17 protein-coding genes and 1 riboswitch are annotated in these 17,403 nt (G+C 64.3%); of the genes, 9 read left to right on the forward strand and 8 right to left on the reverse strand.

Annotated features, from left to right (window positions below; translation table 11 throughout):
- Positions 1–36: 36 nt before the first annotated feature.
- Positions 37–849, forward strand: coding sequence for a DUF2147 domain-containing protein (locus tag ACP15D_RS06580; RefSeq protein WP_424956745.1), 813 nt, complete (start codon positions 37–39; stop codon positions 847–849).
- 63 nt (positions 850–912) lie between these two features.
- On the opposite strand, the gene ACP15D_RS06585 is transcribed toward ACP15D_RS06580, so the two are convergent.
- The 5 genes from ACP15D_RS06585 to ACP15D_RS06605 all read right to left on the reverse strand — a co-directional run bounded on the left by ACP15D_RS06585 (position 913) and on the right by ACP15D_RS06605 (position 4,311).
- Complete coding sequence (locus ACP15D_RS06585) at positions 913–1,446, reverse strand: GNAT family N-acetyltransferase (protein WP_424956746.1); 534 nt, start codon at positions 1,444–1,446, stop codon at positions 913–915.
- A 75-nt stretch (positions 1,447–1,521) separates the two neighbouring features.
- A complete protein-coding gene (locus ACP15D_RS06590; protein WP_424956747.1) occupies positions 1,522–2,019 on the reverse strand; it encodes a hypothetical protein in 498 nt (165 codons plus the stop codon).
- 207 nt (positions 2,020–2,226) lie between these two features.
- Positions 2,227–2,709 (reverse strand): hypothetical protein, encoded by a 483-nt coding sequence (locus ACP15D_RS06595; protein ID WP_424956748.1) that lies wholly within the window; start codon positions 2,707–2,709, stop codon positions 2,227–2,229.
- 116 nt (positions 2,710–2,825) lie between these two features.
- A complete protein-coding gene (locus ACP15D_RS06600) occupies positions 2,826–3,170 on the reverse strand; it encodes a hypothetical protein (RefSeq protein ID WP_424956749.1) in 345 nt (114 codons plus the stop codon).
- Between the two features lie 502 nt (positions 3,171–3,672).
- A complete protein-coding gene (locus tag ACP15D_RS06605; RefSeq protein ID WP_424956750.1) occupies positions 3,673–4,311 on the reverse strand; it encodes a MarC family protein in 639 nt (212 codons plus the stop codon).
- A 188-nt stretch (positions 4,312–4,499) separates the two neighbouring features.
- Here ACP15D_RS06605 and ACP15D_RS06610 point away from each other — a divergent pair, with 188 nt between their 5' ends.
- Positions 4,500–4,769 carry an usg protein gene (locus tag ACP15D_RS06610; protein WP_072372216.1) on the forward strand — a complete coding sequence of 90 codons (270 nt, stop codon included), beginning with the start codon at positions 4,500–4,502 and terminating at the stop codon, positions 4,767–4,769.
- A 98-nt stretch (positions 4,770–4,867) separates the two neighbouring features.
- Here ACP15D_RS06610 and ACP15D_RS06615 read toward each other — a convergent pair whose 3' ends face one another.
- The gene (locus tag ACP15D_RS06615) at positions 4,868–5,452 is read right to left on the reverse strand and encodes a DUF1285 domain-containing protein (protein ID WP_424956751.1); all 585 of its coding nucleotides are present in this window, start codon (positions 5,450–5,452) and stop codon (positions 4,868–4,870) included.
- A 184-nt stretch (positions 5,453–5,636) separates the two neighbouring features.
- On the opposite strand from ACP15D_RS06615, the gene ACP15D_RS06620 reads away from it, so the two are divergent.
- The 4 genes from ACP15D_RS06620 to ACP15D_RS06635 are packed head-to-tail and all read left to right on the forward strand — an operon-like array spanning position 5,637 to position 12,629.
- Complete coding sequence (locus ACP15D_RS06620; RefSeq protein ID WP_424956752.1) at positions 5,637–6,635, forward strand: AAA family ATPase; 999 nt, start codon at positions 5,637–5,639, stop codon at positions 6,633–6,635.
- Positions 6,636–6,638: 3 nt separating this feature from the next.
- Positions 6,639–7,610: a DUF58 domain-containing protein gene (locus ACP15D_RS06625; protein WP_424956753.1), complete on the forward strand. Its 972-nt coding sequence runs from the start codon at positions 6,639–6,641 to the stop codon at positions 7,608–7,610.
- A complete protein-coding gene (locus tag ACP15D_RS06630) occupies positions 7,607–10,495 on the forward strand; it encodes a DUF4159 domain-containing protein (RefSeq protein ID WP_424956754.1) in 2,889 nt (962 codons plus the stop codon). The genes ACP15D_RS06625 and ACP15D_RS06630 overlap by 4 nt, the downstream gene beginning before the upstream one ends.
- Before the next feature lie 10 nt (positions 10,496–10,505).
- On the forward strand, positions 10,506–12,629 hold the full coding sequence (locus ACP15D_RS06635; protein WP_424956755.1) for a hypothetical protein: 2,124 nt from the start codon (positions 10,506–10,508) through the stop codon (positions 12,627–12,629).
- 6 nt (positions 12,630–12,635) lie between these two features.
- Here ACP15D_RS06635 and ACP15D_RS06640 read toward each other — a convergent pair whose 3' ends face one another.
- Positions 12,636–13,067, reverse strand: a complete 432-nt coding sequence (locus tag ACP15D_RS06640) for a hypothetical protein (protein ID WP_424956756.1) — start codon at positions 13,065–13,067, stop codon at positions 12,636–12,638.
- A 150-nt stretch (positions 13,068–13,217) separates the two neighbouring features.
- Between ACP15D_RS06640 and ACP15D_RS06645 the strand changes: the two genes are divergently transcribed.
- Together ACP15D_RS06645 and ACP15D_RS06650 are read left to right on the forward strand one after the other, a co-directional pair.
- Complete coding sequence (locus ACP15D_RS06645; protein ID WP_424956757.1) at positions 13,218–13,604, forward strand: hypothetical protein; 387 nt, start codon at positions 13,218–13,220, stop codon at positions 13,602–13,604.
- Between the two features lie 112 nt (positions 13,605–13,716).
- A complete protein-coding gene (locus ACP15D_RS06650; RefSeq protein ID WP_424956758.1) occupies positions 13,717–15,204 on the forward strand; it encodes a DUF4332 domain-containing protein in 1,488 nt (495 codons plus the stop codon).
- 3 nt (positions 15,205–15,207) lie between these two features.
- Here the strand turns inward: ACP15D_RS06650 and ACP15D_RS06655 are convergent, their stop codons facing one another.
- Positions 15,208–16,350, reverse strand: a complete 1,143-nt coding sequence (locus tag ACP15D_RS06655; protein WP_424956759.1) for a hypothetical protein — start codon at positions 16,348–16,350, stop codon at positions 15,208–15,210.
- A 193-nt stretch (positions 16,351–16,543) separates the two neighbouring features.
- A riboswitch (TPP riboswitch) is annotated at positions 16,544–16,652 on the forward strand.
- Between ACP15D_RS06655 and ACP15D_RS06660 the strand changes: the two genes are divergently transcribed.
- Positions 16,642–17,403: a phosphodiester glycosidase family protein gene (locus tag ACP15D_RS06660; protein ID WP_424956760.1), complete on the forward strand. Its 762-nt coding sequence runs from the start codon at positions 16,642–16,644 to the stop codon at positions 17,401–17,403. It overlaps the preceding riboswitch by 11 nt.

Here is a 17,403-nt window from a genome sequence, read left to right on the forward strand (position 1 = left end):
TGCCTAGGTCAAGACCAGCAGTTTTCGGAGGTACCCATGCGCCTTTCTCGTATCACCTTGCCCTGCGCCAGCTTCGCCTTTGCGATGCTCTCGACAGCCGGCGCGCATGCCGACACTTCGCCGCTCGGCGTTTGGATTGATCACACTGGCCGCGGCGCCGTCGAAATTATCGAATGCGATGGCAAGCTCTGCGGTCGCGTTGCCTGGACGAAAGACTCCGGCGACGCCAAGGACTGCGGCAAGCAGATCATCGGCAACGTCGCCCCAGTGGGTAAGAACAAGTGGGACAACGGCTGGATCTATGATCCAGATCGTGGCCGCAAGTTCGACGTCGAGCTGACCGCGCTCGACAACGGCAAGCTGCGCGTCAAAGGCTACGCCGGCACCAAATGGCTGAGCGAGACGTTCACGTGGAAGCGCGCTCCCGCCGATCTGCAGACCTGCGCCGCAGCTACGACCACTGAAGCCAGCGCTCCGCAGAAGCCTGACGCGGCGGCGACGTCTGAAACAGCGAAGGCCGACACCGGCACCAAGCCGGCATCCGGCGCTGTGACGACACCTGTTCCGCTCAATGCCGCTAACGCCGACGACGCTCAGAAGCCGGCGGCGACGACTGACAAGAACGTCGACGCGAAAAAGCCTGCAATCGCCAAGGCCGACCCGAGCGACGACGATGACGCGAGCGACGCGCCCGAGGGCAACGGCAAGGGCCGGGTTCTCGCACGCCTCATGAACGAGCTCGAGAGCGGCGACGGTCCGGTGAAACTGAAGCGCACCGGCAAGACGTGCAAGGTGACAGCGCCTTACGTCGGCGTCATCAGCTTCCCCTGCGACCGCGACAACGACTAAGTCCCTCGCAGGACTTCCTACTTGCAAAAGCCCGCGCCGAAAGGTTGCGGGCTTTCTTGCCGTTCACAACGCACGCCCGAGAAACACAAGTTCGCTCCCATTGATGACCGCGCGCGCACGCGGCGCAAATCCGGCGCGCTCATAAAAGCGCACGTTGCGCGCATCCGCCGATGTGACCACGTGCGCGCCCTTGGCGCCCGCCCGCTTCGCATCCGACGCGAACGCCTCGATCAATGAGGCGCCAATACCGCGACTGCGATACGCTGGCGCCAGATTGATATGCAGATGCGCCGGATACGTTTCGGTCGCTGCAGTGAACGCATCGATTGCGCTAGGCTCGTCAAGCGCCGCCACCAGATAGCCGGCAACCGAGCCATCGGCCGATAGCGCCACATAAGCCCATTCGGGATATTGCTTCAGGTACCGCCCGAACCACCGCTCGCGAAAGGCGGCACGCGCCTCGTCGCTCGCAAACGTCTTCGTATTGCTCGATTCAAAGAAAATCTGATCGAGCTCGCGCGTAGTCGTCTGGGTGGGGGTAACGTCCTGCCAACGCCGGATCACGACGGGTAAAGCGGCAGCGTGCGTCTCGGCCATCGGATCGTGCTCGTCTCACCCGCAATGCGAAAGGGCCGGATCGTGTCCGGCCCTCCGCATCCTCGAACGAGGCGATTAATCTTCGATGCACGCGTAGTATCGGTTCCACCAATAACGGCTTCGCGTGGCAACTGCACGGCGCCGCAACGGTTCGCACGAGGCGTAATCCGAGCCGTAATCGTCGTAATAGTAGTAGGGGTACGCGCCGAACCCGTAGACGTAGGGATATCCACGGAAACGCGGGCCGCGATGGTGACGGTGACCGCCACCCGGCTTAGGACCGTGGTAGTGCCCCCTGCCTGGGCCGCGAGGCCCGCCACCAAAGCGCGGACCGCCCGAGCGAGGGCCACCATGGAAGCGCGGACCACCTCCACCACCGCCATGCATACGGGGGCCACCACCGCCGCCACCACGCATGCCCGGGCCGCCACCTGTACGACCCACCTGATCGACCAGGCCCTGCGGCGCCACCGCGACAGGCGCCTTGGTGAAGGGGGCAGCGCCCGCGGGCAGCGCGGCGATGAATGCAAAGGCCACCGCAAGCGGCCCTGCCGTTGTGAGAAATCTTGTCATTAGAGGTCTCCTGGAACTGAGCCTCCGGGGCGTCGCTTCGACCGCGCCGACGGGTGCGGGGGAAAGCCGGCGTTCGGAAAGCATTAACTATGTGGAGACGCCGGGCTGCGTGTCCAAGATCCGGCGCTACCGCAATCGTGATCGGCGGACCTGAACCGGACCTGAATAAACCCTCTTCGCCCCCTGCGAGGGCTCGACCGGTAGACGCTAGTCCTTGGCCTTGGAGCACGCGTGATAGCGGTCCCACGCGGCGCGCTTCCCACTGGATAGCGCATTGCGCCGGAGTGCAGCGCACTCCGATTGAGACGAGGCCACTTCGTCTGCGTAGCGGATCGGGTAGCCACGGCTACTGTAGCCAGCAGGGGGAGTATAGACCCCATTGAAGCTCGGACTATAAAGATGACTGCCACGAACGGTTAGCGGCACGCTGACCCCCGGTGCAATGGAGCCAAAGCGCGTAGCACTTTGCTTGGATTTGTCGTCCGCAGATTTGTCCTGACCACTAGTGCGCTTTGACTTGCTCTTGCTGGTGCGCTGGCCTTCGTCCTCGGCGATCTTCTTCTGCGCAACGGTTTGAACGACTGGCTCCGAGCCGGGCGCCCGCTTTGCCACCGGAAGGGCTGTCGCGGTCGAGATCGTGGCTGCACTCCCCAAGGCCAGTGCACAAGCCGCGAAGACTGCTCGATGCATCGTGTTCCCCATGAGCTGTAGCGCGCCTCGCGGCGGCCCTCCATTTCCAATACGTTAACCCAATCTGGAAGTCTCACCGCAAATGATCAAGGTCGCTAGCCGCTAATTGGCGCGATTTATCCGCCAAGGCAGGCCCGATAGCGCGTCCACCAGTTGTCATTCTTCGTGGCTATCGCGCGCCGCGCGTATTTCCGGCACGAACCCGGCGAGCGGTCATCGTCGCTATAGTAGCGATAATAATACGGCTCTTTGCTGCCGCGATCCCGCACGTCGCCGGCACCGCGCATCGGGGGCGGAGGGTTACCCTTCAAGCCGCCATAAGTGCCGCCTGGGCCCGCCCGGTGCGCATCGCTCGAGTAGGGCTTGGCAACGCCGGGACGCCGGTCCGGCATAGCCGCATCGACCACCGACGCGGAAGCAGCGAAGAGACCAAAGGCAATCACGATACGAGCGGGGTGCATGTCAAATCCTCCGCGGCAACACCCCCCTTATATGGGATGTCGCCGCGGATTGTGTTTACGCCGGCGCGGGCACTGGATCCTCGGCACCATCGTCAGGCTGCTGCGGCAGAGGAACCTCGCCGTAGTTCGGACTGAACGGCTGCGTTGGATCGTCCTCACGCTGGAACATGCGCGCCACCGGGGGCCGTTGCGCCTCCCGACCGTCGTTTTCCAGGTCGACAGGCACCACCGGTCGTGGGGGTTGCGGTGACGCAAACGCACTTACCAGGCCGCTGTTGGGCAGCGGCGCTACTGAGCTGCAACCGCCGAGCGCAGCGGCTGCCAGCGAGATAAGGAGCGCCACGCGAACGCATGACGCTCCTTTTCCGGCCGTACGCTGGCCGGTACGCACATACGAACGCGACGACCACATGGGTAAACGCCTCTCAACCAGAAACGCGACTGGGAGAGAGTGTGCGCGCCCTTGGTTAATGGCCGCCTAACTGGCGTATCAAAATGACGATCACGGACTAAATCGCAGCACGCCGCTGGCAGCGACACCATTGAATATCGCCTGCATCGCGATACCGGCGAGCAGGATGCCGAACACGCGCATGAGCACGCGCTGCGCCGTGATGCCGATCATGCGATTGATCCGATGCGATAGCAGCAGCAGAGCCAGCGTCACCAGCATCACTGCAGCCAGTGCGGCTACGGTCGTGCCGAGCAGCAGTGCATTCCCATCCGCGTTCGCCGCCAGCAGAATTCCCGCGCTCATCGCGCCAGGTCCTGCAAGCAACGGCATCGCGAGAGGAAATACCGCAATATCGTCCTTCGTCTGCGCTTCCTCGTCCTCGGGCTGCGTAAGCTTGAATGCGCTCGTCGGCTTCGCGAACACCATGTCGAGCGCGATGATCAGCAGAATGACCCCACCAGCCGTTTGCAGCGCCGCGATACTGACGCCGAGTTCATCGAGCAGCGGCTGACCGAACAGCGTGAAGATCAGCAGCAGCACACCGGCGATTGCCGTCGCGCGCAGAGCGATCGCCGCGCGTTCGGCAAGCTCCATTTTTGGCGTCAGCGTCGCAAATAGGACCGCTGTCTCGATCGGACCGATGGTCGCGAAGAACGTTGCGAAGCTCGTCAGTGCAGTTTCAAGCATTTTTGCCCACGCGTTCGGCGGATTGGTGCGCCGCCTGCGCAAATTATCAGCGCCTATCAGCAGTCACTAACGGAGGCTGCTAACACGCTCAACTATTGGAACAAATTCGTTGTCAGAGGCTTTCACTCAATTATCATCTGTCGTGCGAGTCCGGGGGACTTCGCAAAGTAAACTTCGGGGGACACCACATGCACGAGCCCGAATTCGCCTCGCTGCTAAAAGGCTACAGCCTGACGACTGCGGAAATTCTCTACCGCTTGCCAGACCATCCGGCCCTGCTGCAGAGCTACATCTGGCAGGACTATGATCTCCATCCGCGCTTTCCCAAACTGACAGGCTTTCTCGATTTCTGGGAAGCCAAACTCGAGGGCAAGCTGTTCAAGGTGACAGTCGCTCACAACAAGCTGCTCTCCCCGGCCGAGGTTCGCCTCGTCGGCTCGGAGTTCAAGGTGCATTAGACCATGATCGCTTCGGACCCTATCAGTCCGAAGCGTGAATCATCGGTCTCATCAAAAGCTAGAGCCGCATCGCGATTTCGAGGAAAAGCGATCGTGCACTAGTCCACGCCTGGCAGCGGAAAGAAAACGCCGCCGCTCCATATGCCGACTGCGCGCTTGCCTTCGCGCACATCTTCGACGGCAAGCGCCACCAGGTCGTGCAGCAACGCGCGCGTCAGCAGCGCCTCCAGGCGGCCGCGCACGTGTACATATGGCTTCAGCCCGCCGCCCGGCTGCTGCTCCGCAAAGCGCAGCGGATGCTCCGCCCCGCACACCACCACATCATCGACGTTCGTACGGAATATCAGGCGCTGCTCGCATCCGCCGCCTTGCACCTCCATCTCGACTGCGAGAAATGGTGCATCCTCGACCTCCACGTCGACCTTCTCCGCCGGCGTGACCAGATAGGTTTTTCCGTCCCCATCCTTGCGCAGCACCCCGGCGAACAGCTTGACGAGCGCCGGGCGCCCGATCGAGCTCCCTTGGTAGAGCCACGTGCCGTCACGCAGGATCTTCAGCCCGATGTCGCCGCAATAGGGCGGATTCCAGCTCTCGACCGGAGCCGGCCGCCGCTCAGGTGCGCCAGCGGCTAAATCCTGAAGTCTGCCAAGACCGGCCAAATTTCCTGCCCTTATGTCGTCCATATTCCGCTTTCGGTGTCATAGACATCCGCAACACATGGCGTGTGACACCCTTACCCCCAATCTAACGTAACATTCACTTGACCCAGCGCATGCCGCCTTGGATCGTTTCCGCTCCATTTCTTTGTTAAGCTGGCTTAGGCGCTGCTGACACGCCCCAATAACGACAAAGCGAGCCGCATTCACCATGAGCACCGTCATCGATACCCAAGCTGACATCGTTCCGCGACTGGAAGCGGCAGCCGAACGCGTGCAGCGTGCGCACAAGGCAGCGGCGTCCGTCATCTTCGGCCAGGACGTCGTCATCGAGCGAACGCTCATCACCATCCTCTCCGGCGGCCACGCGCTGCTGATCGGTGTTCCCGGCCTCGCCAAGACGCTGCTCGTCGAAACGCTCGGCAAGGTGCTCGGTCTCGACGCCAAGCGCGTGCAGTTCACGCCCGACCTCATGCCCTCCGACATCATCGGCTCGGAAGTGCTGGAAGATGTTCCCGGCAAGTCGCGCTCGTTCCGCCTCGTCAAAGGCCCGATCTTCACCCAGCTGTTGATGGCCGACGAGATCAACCGCGCCTCCCCACGCACCCAGTCGGCACTGCTGCAGGCCATGCAGGAGCATCACGTCACCGTCGCCGGCGTGCGCCACGACATCCCCTCGCCCTTCCACGTGCTGGCGACGCAGAACCCACTCGAGCACGAAGGCACCTACCCGCTCCCCGAAGCCCAGCTCGACCGCTTCCTGCTGCAGATCGACGTCACCTATCCTGATGTCCTCGCCGAGCGCCGCATGCTGTTCGCCACCACCGGCACCGACGAGCGCCACCTCGAAGCCGTGCTCAACGGCCCCGAGCTGATGAGCATCCAGCGCCTCGTGCGTCAGATCCCCGTGCCCGACAAAGTCGTCGATGCCATCCTCAAGCTGGTGCGCTCAGCCCGTCCCGGCACCGGCGCCAGCGATGAAACCGATCGCTACGTCGCCTGGGGCCCAGGCCCGCGTGCCAGCCAGTCGCTGATGCTCGCCGTCCGCGCCAAGGCACTGATCGACGGCCGCCTTGCACCGTCCGTCGACGATGTGATCTCGCTCGCCGACCCCATCCTCAAGCACCGCATGGCGCTGACCTTTGCCGCCCGCGCAGAAGGCAAGGACCTCGGAACCATCATCAGCCGACTCGCATCGGCTGTGGAGTAGCGAATGGCGAATGCCGCTCACTCCGGCCAGGGCCAAGCCGCAGGCGGTGGGGTTCTGGCGCTTGAACGTGAAGCGCACGGACTCGCCGACCGTCTTCCCGAGCTGCTCGTCGATGCCCAGCGCATCGCGCAGACGGTTGCACATGGTCTGCACGGTCGCCGCCGTTCGGGCCCGGGCGAGACGTTCTGGCAGTTCCGCCAATTCCAGCCGAGCGACACGCTGCGCCAGATCGACTGGCGCCGCTCTGCTAGCTCCGACCACCTCTTCGTGCGCGAGCGCGAATGGGAGGCCGCGCACACGATCTGGTTCTGGACCAATCTCTCTGCATCCATGGATTTCCGCAGCGATCTCGCCCCGACGACCAAACGCGATCGCGCCCTGTTGCTGACGCTTGCTGCTGCCGAGTTGCTCGTGCGTGGCGGCGAGCGCGTCGCCCAGCTTGGCCTCACTGCCCCCACCGCGAGCCGCAAGGCCACCACCCGCATGGCAGAAGCCATCCTCGCCCACGAAGATTCAACCATGCTGCAAGCAACGCAGCCGCCGAAGATTCATCTGGCGCGTTTCTCCGGCGCGATCCTCGTCAGCGACTTCCTCGATCCCATCGAGACAACCCGCGAGCACATCGAAATGCTCGCCGCGGACGGCGCCGTCGGCCATCTGATTGCAGTCGTCGATCCTGCCGAGGAAACGCTCCCCTACGAAGGACGCACCGAATTCCTTAGCCCCGGCGGCGGCCAGCGTTGGGTTGCTGATCGCGTGCAGAGCCTGCGCGCCCAATACCAGGAACGTTTCGCCGCCCACCGCGCCGACCTCGCCGCTCTGGCGCATCGTCTCGGCTGGTCATTCCTCGTCCACCACACCGACCGCTCGCCGACCGAGCCGCTGCTTTCGATCATCATGCGCATGCAGGGCGGTCCGTCTGACCGTCGCTGGCAGTCCGATGCGCACGCCAACCCAGCCGAGGCCTCCAAATGAGCTTCGGCGCGCTGGCGTTCCTCAATCCCTGGCTGCTAGCGGCACTCGTCACGCTGCCGATCATCTATTGGCTGCTGCGCACCGTTCCGCCGACCCCGCACAAGGTGACCTTCCCGCCGACGCGTATTCTCGTCGGCCTGGAGAACGCCGATAAGACGCCGGCCGCCTCCCCCTGGTGGCTCACATTGCTGCGCCTGCTGGCCGCTGCGCTGCTGATCCTCGCGCTCGCCGAGCCCGTGCTCAATCCCTCGCGCGAAGCTGCGTTGAAGGGCTCCGGCCCTGTCGCCCTCGTGATCGACAATGGCTGGGCCTCTGCCGCGCATTGGACCGAGCGCCAGCAGATGATCGACCGCCTCATCAATGAATCGGAAAGCCAGAACCGGCCCGTCGTCATCGTCCCGACCGCCAGCACCACCAAGGGCGTCAACCTGCGCATCGAGGCGCCCTCGGATGCACGCTCGACGGCTGCAGCGCTAGCACCCCAACCGTTCGCGCCCGACCGCCTGGCCGCAACGAACGCGCTCGCGAGTGCACTCGATGGTAACGGCGGGGCACCGAGCATCGTCTGGCTCAGTGACGACATCGATCACGACGGCAAGTCCGCCGACGTCGCCGACAAGCTGCGCGCTTTGGCCGAAGGCGGCACGTTCGCCGTGATTGCCGACGCTCGCTCGTCAGAACCGCTCGGCATCTCGGCCGGCATTGGCGAAAGTGGCAAGCTCGAAGCCCGCGTGCTGCGTCCCGAAGGCGGCGCACGTAACGGCTTCCTCCATGCCATCTCGACCCGCGGACAGAGCCTAGCCGAAGTCCCATTCAAACTCGCCTCGGGCGAGAACGCCGCAACGATCCCCTTCGAACTGCCGCTCGAGTTGCGCAACCAGGTCGGCCGCATCGAGGTCGCCGGCGAACGATCCGCGGGCGCCGTCAGCCTGATCGATGCGCGCTCTCAGTGGCACCGTGTGGCACTGATCTCCGGCGAAAGCCGCGAGCAGGCGCAGCCGCTGCTCGCCCCGCTCTATTACATCGAGAAGGCGCTCGCCCCCTATTCCGAGCTGATCAAGCCGAAGGGCTCCAACCTCGCTGCCGGCATCCAACAGGCTCTGTCGCAGAATGCCAGCGTGCTCATCCTTGCCGACATCGGCACCTTGTCGGGCGAGGCCGCAAAGCACGTCGAGAACTGGGTGGAAAAGGGCGGCGTGCTCGTGCGCTTTGCCGGTCCGCGCCTCGAGAATGGCGGCGACGATCTGTTGCCCGTGCCGCTACGTGTCGGCGGCCGCACCCTCGGCGGCGCCCTGTCTTGGTCGACGCCACAAAAACTCGCTCCTATCGAGGATCAGAGTCTCTTCGCCGGCATTCCCGTGCCGCCTGAAGTGAGCGTCAGCCGCCAGGTCCTCGCCGACCCCGCCATGCTCGGCCCCGACGTGCACGTGTGGGCCCGCCTGCAAGATGGAACGCCGCTCGTCACCGAGCGCAAGCTCGGCGAAGGCCAGATCATCCTCTTCCACGTCACCGGCAATTCCGATTGGTCGAACCTGCCCTTGTCGGGACTGTTCGTCGAAATGCTCCGCCGCATCTCCGCGCTCGGCACCAATGTCGGCAACGGTACCGAAGCAGCCACTGGCGGCGCCAACGAGGCCGGAGCACCGGACGCGCCGACCGTGCTGCCTCCGCTGCAGACGCTCGACGGTTTTGGTGTTCTCATCCCGCCGCCGCCCACCGCCCAGCCGATTGCAGCATCGCAGGTGCGTGATCTGGTGCCGAGCCTCGACCACCCGCCCGGGTACTACGGCGCCGGAAGCTCTCCGCATGCCGTCAACGTTCTTGGTCCGAAGAGCACGCTGAAACCTCTACCCTCGCTCCCAGCCGGCACCGAGCATCTCAGCTACGCCAGCGAAAGCGCTCGCCCGCTCAAGTCGTGGATGCTGCTCGCCGCGCTCGCCCTTCTCTTTGCGGATATTCTCGCCGTGATCTTCCTGCAAGGCGGCTTCATCTTCCGCCGTCCCACACGACGCGCCGCGCACGCAGCCCTCGCGCTGCTCATCGCCGGCGCGGCCGCCGTCACCGCCACGCCGCGCGCCGACGCCCAACCGCTGGATGCGCCTCAAGCGCAAAGCATGAGCAGCAAGCAGGCCGCCGACGAACGCGCCATCGAGGCGACCAGCAAGGTGACCCTCGGCTATGTGCTGACGGGCGACAAGAACGTCGACGACATCAGCCGTCTCGGCCTGGACGGTCTCGGTCGCCTACTGTCCGTGCGCACCGCCGTCGAGCCCGGCCGCCCGATGGGCGTCAACATCCTCACCGACGAGATCTCGTTCTTCCCGGTGCTCTATTGGCCGGTGCTGCCCGACGCGCAGCCGCTGCCGGAGGAAACGCTGGCGAAGATCGACGCCTACATGAAGCAGGGCGGCCTCATCATTTTCGACACCCAGGACTACGGCCGCGGGCTCTCCGGCGGCGCGGCTCCCGGCCTCGGCGAGTCCGCCCTTCAGCGCATCATCGGCAAGCTCGACGTGCCGCGTTTGGAGCCCGTTCCCGAAAACCACGTGCTGACCAAAGCATTCTATCTGTTGCGCAACTTCCCCGGCCGCTGGGATGGCGGACAGCTCTGGGTCGAAGCGCTCGACAACAATAGCGCCGACAGCGCGCGCCGCGCCCGCATTTCCGATGGCGTCACCTCCATCATCGTCACCCCGAACGATCTCGCGGCCGCCTGGGCACTCGATGAAGGTGGACGGCCGATCTATCCGACCGTCGGCGGTGGTGAGGACCAGCGCGAGATGGCCTTCCGCACCGGCATCAACATCGTCATGCATGCGCTGACCGGCAACTACAAAGCCGATCAGGTGCACGTCCCAGCGCTGCTCGAACGGCTCGGACAATGAGGAGCCGCGCATGAACTGGTCGATCGACTTCGCCCCCATGCTGCCCGGCCCCTTTTTCTGGGCCGCGGGCATCATCGCCGCTCTGCTGACGGGCTATCTGCTCTGGCGTCGCTCGCGTGGTGCGCTGCTGCGCGCTGCTGCCATTGCAGCGGTGCTGCTGGCGCTCGCCAACCCGACATTGCGCGAAGAGCAACGCGAAAGCCTTGCCAACGTCGCGATCGTCATCGTCGACGAAAGCGCCAGCCAGACGCTCGGCGACCGCAAGGCGCAAACCGCCGCTGTAAAGCAGGATCTCGAAGCCAAGCTCGGCAAGATTCCCAACCTGCAAGTGAAGTGGATACCGGCTTCCCGCCCGGGTGACGCGACATCGCCCGGCACGCACCTATTCGCAGACCTCAACAAAGCGCTCGCCGATACGCCGCCCGACCGCCTCGCGGGCGTCGTCATGATCACCGACGGCGAGGTGCACGACGTTCCCAAGACCGCTTCCCAACTCGGCTTCGATGCGCCCGTTCACGCGCTGATCACCGGCGCACCCGACGAGTTCGACCGGCGCATCGAGGTGCTGTCGGCGCCGCGCTACGGCATCGTCGGCCAATCGCGCGACATCGAGGTCGCCGTCCGCGAGACCGGCAAGAAGGGCTCCGTCGCCGAGCCGATCGCTCTGCGTGTCCGCCGCGAGGGCCGCCCCGACGAGCAGATCACCACCATGGTCGGCAAGCCGGTCAAGATCGAGATGCCGTTCCCGCATTCAGGCCAGAACATCCTCGAGGTTGAGCTCGACACCGCACCGGGCGAGCTGACGCCGGCCAACAACCGCGCCGTCATCGCTGCCGAAGGCGTGCGCGAGAACCTGCGCGTGCTGCTCGTCTCCGGCGAGCCGCATGCAGGCGAGCGCACCTGGCGCAACCTGCTGAAGTCTGATGCCGCCGTCGATCTCGTCCACTTCACCATTCTGCGCCCGCCCGAGAAGCACGACGGCACGCCGATCAATCAGCTCTCGCTCATCGCCTTCCCGACGCGCGAGCTGTTCTCGGAAAAGATCAACGACTTCGACCTGATCATCTTCGACCGCTATCAGCATCGCGGCCTGCTGCAGCTGCCCTACTACGACAACATCGCCCGCTACGTGGAAGAGCACGGCGGCGCGCTGCTCGTCGCCGCGGGCGATGACTATGCCGGCAACCTGTCGCTGTTCCGCACGCCGCTCTCGCCCGTGCTCCCCGCGGTGCCGACCGGGCGCGTTCTCTCCGAGCCGTTCAAGGCCAAGCTCACCGACGACGGCCGCAAGCATCCTGTGACGCAGGGACTGACCGGCGCAGGCGCCAAGAACGCGCAGCCCACCTGGGGCCGCTGGTTCCGTCAGGTCGAGGTGCAGCCCGAGCACGGCCGCACGCTGATGGATGGCGCGGAAAACGAGCCGCTGCTCATTCTCGATCACAAGGGCAAGGGCCGCGTCGCCCTGCTCACGTCCGATCAGGCTTGGCTGTGGGCACGCGGCTATGAAGGCGGCGGCCCGCACAGCGATCTGTTGCGCCGTCTCTCGCACTGGCTCATGAAGGAGCCGGATCTCGAGGAAGAGCGCCTCATCGCTTCCGCCCGCGGCCTGCACCTGACGCTCGAGCGCCGCTCGATGGAAAGCAAAGTCGCCCCGGTGACGATCTCCGGCCCTGGCGGCGAGACCTCCCAAGTAACCCTCGAGCCCGCGGGCAATGGCATCTGGCGCGGCAGCGTCGATGTAAAAATCCCCGGCCTCTACAAAGCGCAGACCGAAGCGCCCGAAGGCGAGCTGACCGCCGTCGCTCATGCCGGCATCGACGATCCCATCGAGATGAGCGAAGTGACCGCGACTGACGCAAAATTGCAGCCCATCATCGACGCCACCGGCGGCGGCGCCTTCTGGATGAGCTCGTCAGCGGAATCAACGCGCGCCAACCCTTCGTCCGTCGCCGTGCCGCGCATCTCCATGCTCTCCGGCGCCAAGGTACTGGCTGGCTCCGGCTGGCTTGGCCTCAAGGACCGGCAAGCGTTCGTCACCCGCGGCGTCAAGCTAACGCCGATGTTCACCGGCTTCGGAGCGCTGGCTGCGCTGCTGCTGCTCGTCTCGCTCGCCTGGTGGCGCGAAGGTAAGTAGTTTTTTCTAGCTAACGTTCGCGGTGCGCGGAGCCCATCCGCGCACGACGCGCAGCAGCGCCGCAATCCACACGACTCCGGCCAATGCGGCGAGAATGATCGACACCCAGCGCACCGCATCGAGATCGATGACGTTAACGTCCGGTCGCGACCGGCTGTAGTGGACGGTCAGCGTAACGTCGCCGGTTTGCGATAGACCCTCGTAAAGATCACGGCTGATCGTTTGCCGCCCCGCGTGCTCGCGGCCCCCCTCGTCGAAAAATCGATAGCTGGCGAAGTAGCGGTTGGGATCGCCGAGCACCACTTTGCCGAGTTTGCGCTCGCTCTCCGGCCTCACCGCCAGAGCCTGCGCCGTGGCTCCATCCCTAGCGATAAGCCAGTACGTGTGTCCGTACCAAGCCGCCAGCGCCGTCGCCAACAGCGCAATCGCCACCAGCATCTTTCCTCTCCGCCACCTTAGCCTCGTCCGAGCCGCGAATTGGAAATCATCCACGTTCAGGTGCCCCCGGCCAGCCCATTGTGATTTGTCCCATCCCGCCACAGGGCCCACACTCTTGCAACGTGCACTTCCACGCACCAGGAGAACGCCATGGACACCTCGCTATTTCTCGCCCGCTTGCTCGGACCGATGCTCGTCGTCCTCGCAATCGGCCTGGTCGCCTGTCAGGAATCCTGGCGCGCCATGGTGAAGGAGTTCATCGCCAGCCGCCCGTTGGTCTTCCTCAGCGGCTTGCTCACGCTGCTCGGCGGTCTCGCCATCGTCAATACGCACAACGTCTGGGAAGGCGGCTGGCCCATCGTCATCACTATTTTCGGCTGGCTCGCGGTCATTGGCGGCGCCGCGCGTATGCTCTTCCCGCAGACGGTCATGGGCGTGGGCAACCGCATGCTCGATAATAAGTCCTACCTCACCATCGGCGGCATTGCCGAAGGACTGATCGGCCTTTGGCTTTGCTACGTCGGCTACTTGGCTTGAATAGAGCCTAGTCATCCACCCTCAAGTTGCAGCAACGGCGCAACGCTCGTTTGCGTCTCTGTCCGACTCGCCTAGCGTCGCTGCCAAACCCTCCTCACCGCGGAGCGCCGGCATGAGCTTCCTCTACCGCATCATTTACGCGGCCCACGCCAACGGCACGCACCACAAGCTCGCGCTCGACGCCTTGAGCTACCTTGAGGATGCAAGCGCCGAGCAGTGGCGCAACGTCTTTCTCAAGCACGCCAAGACCTATCTCGATGGCTCGAAAGCGCCCGACAACGTCTTCAAGGACTTCAAGAACCACGTCTTGCACGTGCGAGACGACTATTGGGGCGGCGCGCCGGAAAAAGCCGTCGAGTGGTATGCGATGCTGCTCGAAAAGCTGCGCGCCGAGGCCTGGGAGGAAGCGGTCTATGCCGCGGGTGTTCTCAGCCACTACGTGACCGACCCGTTCCACCCTTTTCACACCGGCCAAACCGAAGCCGAGAACGCCATCCACCGTGCCTGCGAGTGGAGCATCAATCGCTCTTACGATGCGCTCGCCGCGCTCGCTCGCGAGCGCTTTGCCACGAGTGGAGTCACCATCCCGGCGAGTGCGCAATGGCTGCAGGAACTGATCTGCGTAGGCGCCGAGACGGCCAACCGGCAATACGAACGCCTCATTGCCCACTACGACATTCATCGCGGCATCGCCGATCCGCCATCCGGCCTCGACGACACCGCCCGCACGCTCGTCGCCGAACTGATCATTGAGGCATCGAAAGCGTTCGCGCGCATCCTCGACCGCGCATTCGCTGAAAGCGGGGCGACGCCACCGCAAGTCTCTCTCTCCGCGGAGACATTCCTCGCCACGCTGCAGATCCCGATGAAGTTCGTCGAGAAAAAGCTCGCCAACGCCGAGGATCGTGCCCAGGTGCGCGCCATGTATCAGGAGCTGCAGGCCACCGGCCGCGTCGAGGCGACGTTACCCGAAGACGACCGGGCCGTGCGCGACCTGCACGCGAAGGAAGTCATCGCTCCGCGCGAAGCACAACAGGCCGCCGCACGCGCCCAACGACTCGCCACCAGTGCGCCCGCGCAACCAGCCGCCAGCCAAAAAGCGACGCGCACGACGGCGGCTACGCCCGCCGCAGCAAAGACGCCCGAGGCCGCCGAGACCCGCAGCGCCCCACGCGTGTTCCTCAAGGCATCGGATGACGTGGAAGCGGCCCCTTCGATCGGCACGCGCTCGGCCCAGAAGCTCGCCGAAGCGGGCATCTTCACCGTCGCCGACCTTCTCGCGGCCGATCCCGAAGCCTCCGCCACAACGCTCCGACCGCTCGGCATCAGCGCAGCGACGCTGCGCCTGTGGCAGCAGCAGGCCCGTCTCGTGATGGACATTCCCGGTCTGCGCGGGACTCACTCACAGCTTCTCACGGGCGCCGGCTATCTGGACGCCACATCAGTCGCCGCAGCCGAAGCCGGCGTCGTATGCGCGGCCGTGCTCCGCTACGCGGCAACGTCGGAAGGCCAACGGCTCCTCCGCCAGGATGGCCCGCCAGCCACCGACAAAATCGCGAGCTGGGTCGCCAGTGCCGTTGCCGCACGCGCTGCCGCCTGATCGTCAGCGCCGCCCAACAAGGCTCGCCAGGCTCGGCTGCCATCTGCACAGCGCCCTCAGCGACTGCGCGACCTTCCAGCTCCTGCTGTCCTCCAGCGCGCGCTGCCGCGCCTGCTGCTCGGCTTTGAGGCCGTCCGTATAGAAACGGTAGCGCGCCTCTTCCTCGAGGCAGTCCTTGGCGAGCCTCACTCCGAACTGATAAGCGGGATCCGCCGCGCCAAGCTGCAGATGCTCGGCTACCGTCTCCAACAATCCTTCGACGACGTCTCCTGGATTGGAGGGGGCATGCCTCTGCAGGCCGGCACTTTCGATCCTCTCCCTGCCGTCGCCGAAATCGACGCAAAGCCCCGTTGCGCGCTCAATCACATCGACGGTCTCGGCGCGGTAATCCTCGTCGCTCACCAGGCGATTGACGTCGACGACCTGCTCTGCCTCTCGGAACGCGTTGATCGAAAGATAGAGGTGCACGGACATAAAGGCGCGGAACGCGGCATCGACGTCTTTCAGCGTACCCGCGTTGCCTTCATCATGCAGACACTCCTTGGCCAGCCGCGCCATGAACGGATCATGCCGGCTTCGCGACAGCGTCTGCTCAATGGTCGAGAAGAAGCCTCCGTTACCTCCCCGGTAACGGCCCAGATACGACATCCACTGTTGAAACAAATTCCGATAAAGGAAAATGTTCCAGCCGCCGAACTGCCGCTTGATCGCGCCGATGCGACCGAGGCTGCGGCAGGCGGTGAGTATGGGGAGCGAACCCGCATCCCGCGCAACTGCTATCAATCGCCCGAGGTATTGGATTTCGGGCACAGATAGTGCCCCCGCTAAGCCGCCTTCGGGTATGAACCGATCGAAGGCCATATCTTCGAAGTAGCCAGATACACCCTTGTCGCCCAGCAGCGGGGCATATTCGACAAAGTAGGGATCGCCAGCAGGGTGCCCGGACGGCCAACTGTCGTAGCGGTGCCTCTGCAGATCACCCGGCTCGAGATCTGCCAGCATCGTGTGAAAGACTTCGTAGTAGGCACATACATTTGGCGAGCGCCGCAACGCCAGCCAGAACCATGTACTCGATGTACGGAAGCTCGAATGTACGAAAACATGCTCGTGCCGTCCCTCGACAGCACCACTCCTGCACTCACCCATCGACCCGTTCACCGCCTTGCTCGATCCAATCCACCTAAGACGACAAAGACCGGCGAAAATATTCAACTACCTAATGCGCGCGTCCGGCATCTTTCCCCACTAAATCGCGCGTTGTGTCCCTGCTGTTGCAGTGAGGCTACGCACCACCAGATTCCGGCGGGGTTGCATCTCCGCGCACAAACGCGCAGATTACGCCCGTTCCGAGGGGCGCCGGCGAACCGGCTGAGATCGCGTTGATCGCGCGAGCACCCTTAGAACCTGATCCGGTTCGTACCGGCGAAGGGACGGAATATGGAAGCTGGCAATTTTAAGCACTTTTCTCGTGCCGTTTTGATCGTGCTCGCTCTCGCAGCGAGCGCCTTCGCCTGCCAGGCTGCCTGCCGCACGACCGATATCGAGAACGTGCGCTACGTCATCTGCAGCTTCAATGTGCGCGATGGCATCGAGCTGTTCCTGCGCGACGAAAATGGCGCCACACTCGGCCAATTCGAGCGCGTACGCGACACTCTGCAAAAGCGCGGCCGCACGCTGCTCTTCGCCATGAATGCCGGCATGTATCACGAGGACCGCTCGCCCGTCGGCCTCTACGTCGAGGGCGGCCGCGAACTGAAGCGCCTCTCCACCGCTGATGGCCCGGGCAATTTTAGCATGAAGCCCAACGGCGTCTTCTACATCACCGGCAAATCAGCTGGCGTGCTTGAAACGAAGGCCTTCGCGCGCCGCAAACTGACACCCAAATTCGCGACGCAGTCCGGGCCGATGCTGGTCATCGACGGCAAGCTACACCCGCGCTTTCTCGCGGACAGCACCTCGCGCAATCGCCGCAACGGCGTCGGTGTGAAGGGCAGCGAGGTGATCTTCGCGCTCGCCGACGACCCGGTCACGTTCCACCAATTCGCACGCGTCTTCCGCGACGTCCTGAAGACACCGAACGCGCTCTATCTCGACGGCTCGATCTGCCGCCTCTACGCCCCCGACATCAACCGCAACGACTTCGGCTTTCCCCTGGGTCCGATCGTTGCCGTCTCCGCCCCCGCCGGCCAGCAAAGGTGA

Source organism: Hyphomicrobium sp. 1Nfss2.1 (assembly GCF_965243865.1).
Classification (GTDB): domain Bacteria; phylum Pseudomonadota; class Alphaproteobacteria; order Rhizobiales; family Hyphomicrobiaceae; genus Hyphomicrobium_A.

What these genes read in the sequence shown, in the direction of transcription:
- ACP15D_RS06580 (WP_424956745.1), top strand. Translation starts at nt 37, where the DNA reads ATGCGCCTTTCTCGTATCACCTTGCCCTGCGCCAGCTTCGCCTTTGCG.
- ACP15D_RS06585 (WP_424956746.1), bottom strand. Translation starts at nt 1,446, where the DNA reads ATGGCCGAGACGCACGCTGCCGCTTTACCCGTCGTGATCCGGCGTTGG.
- ACP15D_RS06590 (WP_424956747.1), bottom strand. Translation starts at nt 2,019, where the DNA reads ATGACAAGATTTCTCACAACGGCAGGGCCGCTTGCGGTGGCCTTTGCA.
- ACP15D_RS06595 (WP_424956748.1), bottom strand. Translation starts at nt 2,709, where the DNA reads ATGCATCGAGCAGTCTTCGCGGCTTGTGCACTGGCCTTGGGGAGTGCA.
- ACP15D_RS06600 (WP_424956749.1), bottom strand. Translation starts at nt 3,170, where the DNA reads ATGCACCCCGCTCGTATCGTGATTGCCTTTGGTCTCTTCGCTGCTTCC.
- ACP15D_RS06605 (WP_424956750.1), bottom strand. Translation starts at nt 4,311, where the DNA reads ATGCTTGAAACTGCACTGACGAGCTTCGCAACGTTCTTCGCGACCATC.
- ACP15D_RS06610 (WP_072372216.1), top strand. Translation starts at nt 4,500, where the DNA reads ATGCACGAGCCCGAATTCGCCTCGCTGCTAAAAGGCTACAGCCTGACG.
- ACP15D_RS06615 (WP_424956751.1), bottom strand. Translation starts at nt 5,452, where the DNA reads ATGGACGACATAAGGGCAGGAAATTTGGCCGGTCTTGGCAGACTTCAG.
- ACP15D_RS06620 (WP_424956752.1), top strand. Translation starts at nt 5,637, where the DNA reads ATGAGCACCGTCATCGATACCCAAGCTGACATCGTTCCGCGACTGGAA.
- ACP15D_RS06625 (WP_424956753.1), top strand. Translation starts at nt 6,639, where the DNA reads ATGGCGAATGCCGCTCACTCCGGCCAGGGCCAAGCCGCAGGCGGTGGG.
- ACP15D_RS06630 (WP_424956754.1), top strand. Translation starts at nt 7,607, where the DNA reads ATGAGCTTCGGCGCGCTGGCGTTCCTCAATCCCTGGCTGCTAGCGGCA.
- ACP15D_RS06635 (WP_424956755.1), top strand. Translation starts at nt 10,506, where the DNA reads ATGAACTGGTCGATCGACTTCGCCCCCATGCTGCCCGGCCCCTTTTTC.
- ACP15D_RS06640 (WP_424956756.1), bottom strand. Translation starts at nt 13,067, where the DNA reads ATGCTGGTGGCGATTGCGCTGTTGGCGACGGCGCTGGCGGCTTGGTAC.
- ACP15D_RS06645 (WP_424956757.1), top strand. Translation starts at nt 13,218, where the DNA reads ATGGACACCTCGCTATTTCTCGCCCGCTTGCTCGGACCGATGCTCGTC.
- ACP15D_RS06650 (WP_424956758.1), top strand. Translation starts at nt 13,717, where the DNA reads ATGAGCTTCCTCTACCGCATCATTTACGCGGCCCACGCCAACGGCACG.
- ACP15D_RS06655 (WP_424956759.1), bottom strand. Translation starts at nt 16,350, where the DNA reads ATGGGTGAGTGCAGGAGTGGTGCTGTCGAGGGACGGCACGAGCATGTT.
- ACP15D_RS06660 (WP_424956760.1), top strand. Translation starts at nt 16,642, where the DNA reads ATGGAAGCTGGCAATTTTAAGCACTTTTCTCGTGCCGTTTTGATCGTG.